Source organism: Paracoccus sp. MKU1 (genome assembly GCF_001447385.1).
Taxonomy (GTDB): domain Bacteria; phylum Pseudomonadota; class Alphaproteobacteria; order Rhodobacterales; family Rhodobacteraceae; genus Paracoccus.
Genome location: NZ_LLWQ01000167.1, coordinates 1 through 7258 on the forward strand (window position 1 = coordinate 1; position 7258 = coordinate 7258).

7 protein-coding genes are annotated in these 7258 nt (G+C 61.9%); 2 read left to right on the forward strand and 5 right to left on the reverse strand.

Annotation, left to right across the window (positions count from 1 at the left end):
- Positions 1 to 637: ornithine cyclodeaminase family protein (locus AQY21_RS13135; RefSeq protein ID WP_369807767.1), on the forward strand; the 637-nt coding region annotated here is incomplete at its 5' end.
- Positions 638 to 661: 24 nt separating this feature from the next.
- Here AQY21_RS13135 and AQY21_RS13140 read toward each other — a convergent pair.
- The 5 genes from AQY21_RS13140 to AQY21_RS13160 form a co-directional block, all read right to left on the reverse strand.
- Complete coding sequence (locus AQY21_RS13140) at positions 662 to 1453, reverse strand: pyrroline-5-carboxylate reductase (RefSeq protein WP_058098098.1); 792 nt, start codon at positions 1451 to 1453, stop codon at positions 662 to 664.
- A 50-nt stretch (positions 1454 to 1503) separates the two neighbouring features.
- Positions 1504 to 2034, reverse strand: a complete 531-nt coding sequence (locus tag AQY21_RS13145) for a dimethylsulfonioproprionate lyase family protein (protein WP_058098099.1) — start codon at positions 2032 to 2034, stop codon at positions 1504 to 1506.
- Positions 2035 to 2217: 183 nt separating this feature from the next.
- Positions 2218 to 3219 carry a glycine betaine ABC transporter substrate-binding protein gene (locus AQY21_RS13150; protein ID WP_058098100.1) on the reverse strand — a complete coding sequence of 334 codons (1002 nt, stop codon included), beginning with the start codon at positions 3217 to 3219 and terminating at the stop codon, positions 2218 to 2220.
- Between the two features lie 118 nt (positions 3220 to 3337).
- Positions 3338 to 4387 (reverse strand): glycine betaine/L-proline ABC transporter ATP-binding protein, encoded by a 1050-nt coding sequence (locus tag AQY21_RS13155; RefSeq protein ID WP_058098101.1) that lies wholly within the window; start codon positions 4385 to 4387, stop codon positions 3338 to 3340.
- On the reverse strand, positions 4380 to 5267 hold the full coding sequence (locus tag AQY21_RS13160; protein WP_058098102.1) for a proline/glycine betaine ABC transporter permease: 888 nt from the start codon (positions 5265 to 5267) through the stop codon (positions 4380 to 4382). The genes AQY21_RS13155 and AQY21_RS13160 overlap by 8 nt, the downstream gene beginning before the upstream one ends.
- A 602-nt stretch (positions 5268 to 5869) precedes the next feature.
- Here AQY21_RS13160 and AQY21_RS13165 point away from each other — a divergent pair.
- A partial coding sequence (locus AQY21_RS13165) for an FAD-dependent oxidoreductase (RefSeq protein WP_058098103.1) occupies positions 5870 to 7258 on the forward strand: 1389 nt, incomplete at its 3' end.

Consider the following 7258-nt stretch of genomic DNA (forward strand, 5'->3'; position numbering starts at 1 on the left):
CGATTCCGCCTTGGCCAGCAGGTTGCTGTCGCGCGAAGATGCCGGAACATTGCTGGTCGTCGGTGCCGGGGCCATGTCGCGCTGGCTGGTGCGGGCGCACCGGGCTGTACGGCCGTCGCTGGCGCGGGTGCTGGTCTGGAACCGCAATCCCGACAATGCCCGAACATTCTGCGCCGAATTGCAGCAGGCGCGGATCGCTGCGGAATGGGCCGAGGATCTGGATGCCGCGACCGCGCAGGCCGATATCATCACCTGCTGCACCGCAAGCCGGACCCCGCTGATCCGGGGCGCGCTTCTCCGACCCGGCACGCATCTGGATCTGGTGGGCGGGCATTCCGAGGACATGCGCGAGGCCGATGACGAGGCCGCGCGTCGCTCCCGCATCTTCGTGGACCGGATGAAGGTCGCATTGCACGGCATGGGCGATATTCTCAGCCCAATCAGCAGCAGCGCGATCCGCCGGGACGACTTGCTGGGCGATTTTCACGACCTGATCGGCAGCAGGATGCCGGGGCGGCTGTCCGATCAGGACATCACCTTCTTCAAGAACGCGGGCGGCGGTCATCTGGACCTTATCGCCTGCGAGGCCGTCTATTCCCGCGTCGTGCAGGATGAGGCCGGCCGTGCCAGGCGATAACTGCAGCTTCGTAGGCCGAAAACGCTAGCTCAATGTGTTCGCTTTCTTCAACGCCGCCTCGATACCCTTGCCGACGATGTCATCGAAACCATCTGCCTTCATCGTTTCCAATGCGGCGGTGAGCATCCCCTGATATGCAATGAACTCGTCGACCACATCGGCGGGGCACCTGTCCTGCGCTTCGACCAGACGGCCGGTGCCGACAAGCAGGGTGTTGACCGCGCGCCTCGCCACCTCTGCCGGGATGTCATGTGCGATCGCATGCCGGCGGAGCGCATCGGCAAGCAATGCGGGAAAGGCCGGGCCGGTTCCGCTGATGGCGGCAAGATAGTCGACCTGCCTTTCCTGGGTCAGTTCGTCGGCCTTGCCGCAGGCCTCAAATACCGTCTGGGCCGCTATCCGGTCGTTATCCGTGCAGGCCGGGGTCGCGACCCAGGGCGTATGCGATCGGGCAACCTCTGCAGCGGCATTGGGAAGCGCGCGGATGATGCGATCGCTGTGCAGTTGCGCCTGTATCCTTGCGAAAGAAACGCCAGCCATGACCGAGATGACCAGCTTGCCTTGGGTGGCGACCTCCATGGCGGCAAAATCGCCCGGCCGCACCGAGACGAGAACGATGTCCGAATTGTCGACCAGAAGCTGGTTGTCATGCGTCCATGTCGCGCCGGGGAAGAGGCCGGCGCGCGGGCGGCGGCTGGACAGATACAGACGGTCCGGGGTGATCGTACCGCTGTCCAGCAGGCATTGCACGATGGCCTTGCCCAGCCATCCGCCCCCTCCGACGACGCCAAGTCTCAGATTGGCCAGTCCCGTCATTTGCTTTCCTTTCAATCCGGCAGAACCGCCTGACCCGATGAAGGTCGAGATCAACCGACGCGACGCAGGCACCAGACCGCCAACAATGGCTGTTCGCCTGAACGCATCGCATGCAGCATGTCCGGGTGATTGTAAAAGCTGCCCCCGACGCCAGGGGAAAACCAATCGCCATCATCCCCATGCCTGAACTCGCCGGGCGTGAGGCAAAGATAGATTTCCTCGGGCTTGTGACGGTGGTCGGGGTAACGGACGTTTGGCGCCAGCAGACTGATGCCCACCTGGACGTCGTCGCGCGCCTCGAGACCGCCGGGGCCGACGACCATCGCATTGGCATGGCCCTCCATGATGTTGGCGCTGGCATTGGTGCCCCCAGGACGCCGTGTCCAGTCGATCAAGGGCTCAAGCGCAGTGAAGCTGGCCATGATAGCTTCGAATTCCGGTCTTTTGCCTTCCACAAGGCGCGCGGCGGCATCGAGATATTCGCAGGCCGGAAAGCGCCTTCCGCCTTCGTTTCGCTCGCCGTTGCCGGCTTCAAGCGCCGCGAATACGTCATTCACACAGCGCCGGGTGTCGGGGTCCATGTCGGACGCCTGGTAACCCCGCCTGACACTGGTCAGAAATGTTTCTACATCAGGATAGCGCGACATCTTTCCCCCTGTCCCTTCGTGAACAACCTGGCCCCGCATTGATGCGTGGTTTCAATCGAGGCGCCGCCCCTTGCGGCGTCTCGATCCGATCATGCTGCCCTGTTTACGCCGCGCGTATCAGAGGGCGCTCTGAACCTTTTCGGCCACATCTTCAGGCACCCATTCCCGCCAGACTTCGGGGCTGTTCTCCAGGAAACGCCGCGCGCCATTTTCCCCGGTGGCCTGATTTTGCTGCATCCACAGGATCAGTTCGGACACAACGTCGGTGCTCCAGGTCTGATCCTCGAAATATGTCTTGATGGGGTCCATGCCCGGACGTTCCAGCAACTGCTGCGTCACGAGGTTCGAGACCGGGCTGGCGACCCAGTAATTGGGTTTCGGATCCGGACAGCTACCAACCGTGGTGCAACGCTGCCATTCCTCGTCGTCGCGCTCTACACCCCCCTCCAATCGCACCATCGGATATTGCGCAAGCAACGAGGTCGGCGACCAGTAATAGGTGATGTAGCCCTCCTTGCGCTCATAGGCGCGCGAGATGGCACCATCGAGGCCTGCGGCCGAGCCGGCGTTTACCAGCGTGAAGCCCTTTTGCTCCGCGCCGAATGCCTTGAAAAGCTGGTTGGTGACAACAGTGCCACCCCAGCCTTCAGGACCAACGAGAATCCCGCCGCGTGAAGGATCCTCCGGTGCCGGGAAGAGTTCCGGCCGCGCAAGCGCATCCTCGATGGTCTTGATCTCGGGATTCTCGTCCACGATGAATTTCGGAACATACCAGCCTTCGAGGGTTCCCTCGGTGATAGGCTTCCCGAGCGCCACGATACGCCCCTCTTGCAGCCCACGCTCTGCCACTGCCGGCAAAAGCGACAGGTTGGCTTCAGGGGCGACGTCTGGCTGGCCGCGCTCGACCATCGAGGTGATAGTCGGCACCGTATCGCCCGCGATGACGGACACACTGCAACCGAAGCCATGTTCCAGGATGAATGCGTGAACATAGGCGAGCACCTCGGCGGATTGCCAGTTCAGCGCGCCGATGGTGACATCACCGCATTCATCCTGGGCAAACGACGGCGGCGCGAAGGCTACGGTGCCCAACAGCAATGCCGGAATGAGTTTCTTCATTGATCCAAGCTCCCTGATCTCTTGATTGGCTTGCGCCTCGCCCGGTCTGGCCGCGCCGAGGCATTACGTCAGTGCGGTTTCTTCATTCGCCCTTGCCTGTTCTTCATGGCTGACGGCATCAGGCCGAAGCCTCGAAATGCGGCGTCACCATGGCCGAGACGATCTGGCGCAGCGCGACATGGCCCACCCGTTCCCCCGATGGATCCATGACATCGATGCCGTCTGCATCTCCGCGGGCCAGCACTTCCGCGGCATCCTCAAGCGTCGTTCCCAGCGACACGGTTGACCCCGAGGAGGGCGTTCCGGGGAACGGCGGCACCATGATGCTGTCGACATGGATGACCTTGCCGCGGTTCACGTGCCGCACGAAATTGGCCACGTAATCGTCGGCCGGATTCAGGACGATGTCCTGCGCCGTGCCGACCTGAATCATCTCTCCATCGCGAAGGATCGCGATGCTGTCGCCCAGTCGCAGCGCCTCGTCCAGGTCATGGGTGATGAAGACGATAGTCTTGCCCACATCCTTCTGGATGTCGAGCAGGACGGTCTGCATATCCATCCTGATCAAGGGATCGAGCGCAGAGAACGCCTCGTCCATCAGCAGGATGGGCGCGTCCGTCGCAAGGGCCCTGGCAAGACCGACACGCTGCTGCATTCCGCCGGAAAGCTGATTGGGATATTTGGACTCGAACCCCTTGAGCCCGACCCGCTCGATCCAGCGCATCGCCGTGTCGCGCTGCTCGCGGGCGGACAGGCCCCGCACCTCCAGGCCGTAGACCGTGTTTTCAAAGACGGTGCGGTGTGGAAGCAGGCCGAATTTCTGAAAGACCATCGCTGTCTTGTAGCGGCGAAAATTCAGCAGCTCCTTTTGCGTCATCTTCACGACATCGGTTCCGGCAATGACGACCTCACCCGCGGTGGGCTCGATCAACCGGTTGATATGGCGAATCAGGGTCGATTTGCCCGAACCCGACAGGCCCATGATGACCTGAATGCATCCGCCATGCATGGTCAGGTTGATGTCGCGCAATCCCAGGACGTGGCGATGCCGGGCATTGAGCTCCTTCTTCGACATGCCCTGCTTGACGGCCTCGACATAGGCCGCTCCGTCGGCGCCGAAGATCTTGAACAGACTGCGGATCTCGATGTCGGGGGCCTGATCAGTCATGCATTGCCTCCTGATGCTTCTGCAGCCGGCGCCCATAGGCTTGGGTCACGCGGTCAAACATGATGGCGATGCCAACGATGGCCAGGCCATTGAAAAGGCCCAATGTGAAATACTGATTGTTGATGGCTCGCAGCACCGGCTGGCCCAGCCCCTGCACTCCGATCATCGAGGCGATCACCACCATGGCCAGCGCCATCATGATGGTCTGGTTCATCCCGGCCATGATGGTCGGCAGCGCCAGGGGAAGCTGAACCTTTTTCAGCAGTTGCCATGACGAAGAACCGAAGGCGCGCGCGGCTTCCAGCGTTTCGCGGTCGACCTGCCGGATGCCCAGGTTGGTCAGCCGGATGATCGGCGGAAGCGCATAGATGACCACCGCGATCACCCCTGGAACCCGGCCGATACCAAGCAGCATCACCACCGGGATCAGGTAGACGAAGCTGGGCATTGTCTGCATCACATCCAGCACGGGCGTGATGATCCGGCTCAGCCGGTCGGAACGCGCCATGAGGATGCCCAGCGGCAGGCCGATCACGACCGCGATCACGGTGCAGACGAAGATCATGGAAATCGTGCGCATCGTATCGGTCCACATATCGAACCAGCCGATGATCAGCAGCGTGGCCACAGCGCCGAGAACGATCGGCCAGGAACGGCTTGCCAGCCACGCGAGCCCCGCGATGACCAGCAGGACAACCGGCCATGGCGTTCCGGTCAGAAGCCTTTCGGCCCAGATCAGGAACGCCTGGAGCGGCTGAAACAGCCCTTCGATCGCGTCTCCATAGCTCCGGGTGAGCCCGCGAAACCCGTCGTCGATCGCGTTTCTGAGGGCGCTTAGCGAACCATCGTTCATATGTGGAAATGAGTAAAACCAGTCCATGTCGGTCCCGATCCCTTGCTATAAGCCCATGCGCGCCTGCAGGGACCAGACGATGTTATGCTTGGCATCATCATGTTCGGGCGCACTCTGGGGCCGATTCCGCGCAGAACGCACGATGGCTCCGCTCGCAAAGCTCGCGGTCCCGGCGTCGTCTTGCGGATTCTTCCAGAACGCATCGCTCATTGGCGCCCTTTCTCTTTCCCTGGCTATGGTCCTGCTTGCCGATGCAAGGGGTCTTACCCTCAGCGTCTGCTACGTTGTAGGCTTGATGGTATACTATTTTATCATTACGGATTACATTCCTGCATGCCGTATGGGTTTGTCAATCATTTTTCGCGGCTCGCGCCCGAACGGCGCGTGCCGACCGTAGTCAGGCTCAGCGGAGGGGTTACGAAGTTTGGCCGTTCCTCTGCTCTGTTCAAGATTCTTCTTGATTTATTCCAAGTTATATTATCGTATACGTTAATGATGGATTGACTACCGGCGTGAACCCCATCTCCACGGCAAGAGGCGGCAAGGCGGTCGTCGATCTGCTGACTGAAACAGGGTCATGTTCAGGCCACGCCACGTCCATCGACAGCACGTCAACAGGACCATGCCAGATGTCGAACGACCCGCTCCTCCAGCCTTTCAAACTGAAAAACCTGACCCTGCGGAACAGGATCATCATCACATCGCATGAACCGGCCTATCCCGAGGACGGCATGCCGAAAGAGCGATACCGGGCCTATCATGTCGAGCGCGCCAAGGCCGGGATCGCCCTGACCATGACCGCGGGTTCGGCTTCTGTCGCCCGCGACAGCCCACCCGTTTTCAACAACATCCTGGCCTGGAAGGACGAGGTCGTCGGCTGGATGAAGCAGCTGACCGACGAGTGCCACGACCACGGCGCCGCGGTGATGATCCAGCTCACGCACCTAGGCCGGCGCACCCGCTGGGACAAGGCTGACTGGTTGCCGGTGGTGTCCTCCAGTCATGAACGCGAACCGGCGCACCGTGCCTTTCCCAAGAAGATGGAAGAATGGGACGTCAGGCGAATCATCGAGGACTATGCCGATGCCGCCGAGCGCATGAAGGCCGCCGGGGTGGACGGGATCGAGTTCCAGGCGAACGGTCACCTGCTGGACCAGACCTGGTCGCCACTGACCAATACCATGGACTCCCCCTATGGCGGCAGTTTCGAGAATCGGATCCGCTTCGCCCTCGAGATGCTGCAGGCGGTGCGCGACCGGGTCGGGCCCGATATGATCATCGGCATCCGCAACACCGCTGACGAAACCCTGCCTGGAGGCGTCGACAAGGCCGAAGGCATCGAGATGGCCCGCCGCTTCATCGCCACCGGCCATATCGACTATATCAACGTGCTTCGCGGCCATATCGACACCGATGCGGGCCTCACCGACCTAATCCCGGTGCAAGGCATGCGCAACGCCCCGCATCTGGATTTCGCCGGGGAATTGCGGGCTGCCACCAACAACTTCCCGACCTTCCATGCCGGCAAGATCCCCGACGTGGCCACCGCCCGCCATGCCATCGCCAGCGGCAAGCTGGACATGGTCGGCATGACCCGCGCCCATATGGCCGATCCACATATCCTAAAGAAGATCATCGCCGGGCAAGAGGACCGTATCCGCCCCTGTGTCGGCGCCACCTATTGCCTCGACCGGATCTATCAGGGCGGCATGGCTTTGTGCATCCATAACGCCTCGACCGGGCGCGAGATCGAGCAGCCGCACGAGATCGCAAAGGCCAGCGAGCGCAAGCGGGTGGTGGTGATCGGCGCCGGCCCCGCGGGGATGGAGGCGGCCCGCGTCGCGGCCGAGCGCGGCCACGAGGTCATCGTACATGAGGCCGCGAACCATCCCGGCGGCCAGATCCGCCTGACCGCGCAATCTGAGCGCCGGCGCGAGATGATCTCGATCATCGACTGGCGCTACGAGGAATGTCAGCGCATGGGCGTAACCTTCAGGTTCAACAGCTATGCCGAGGCC

Bases quoted from the DNA above. Each gene is read 5' to 3' on its own strand.
- AQY21_RS13160 (WP_058098102.1), bottom strand. From the start codon at position 5,267: ATGGACTGGTTTTACTCATTTCCACATATGAACGATGGTTCGCTAAGC.
- AQY21_RS13150 (WP_058098100.1), bottom strand. From the start codon at position 3,219: ATGAAGAAACTCATTCCGGCATTGCTGTTGGGCACCGTAGCCTTCGCG.
- AQY21_RS13140 (WP_058098098.1), bottom strand. From the start codon at position 1,453: ATGACGGGACTGGCCAATCTGAGACTTGGCGTCGTCGGAGGGGGCGGA.
- AQY21_RS13145 (WP_058098099.1), bottom strand. From the start codon at position 2,034: ATGGACCCCGACACCCGGCGCTGTGTGAATGACGTATTCGCGGCGCTT.
- AQY21_RS13155 (WP_058098101.1), bottom strand. From the start codon at position 4,387: ATGACTGATCAGGCCCCCGACATCGAGATCCGCAGTCTGTTCAAGATC.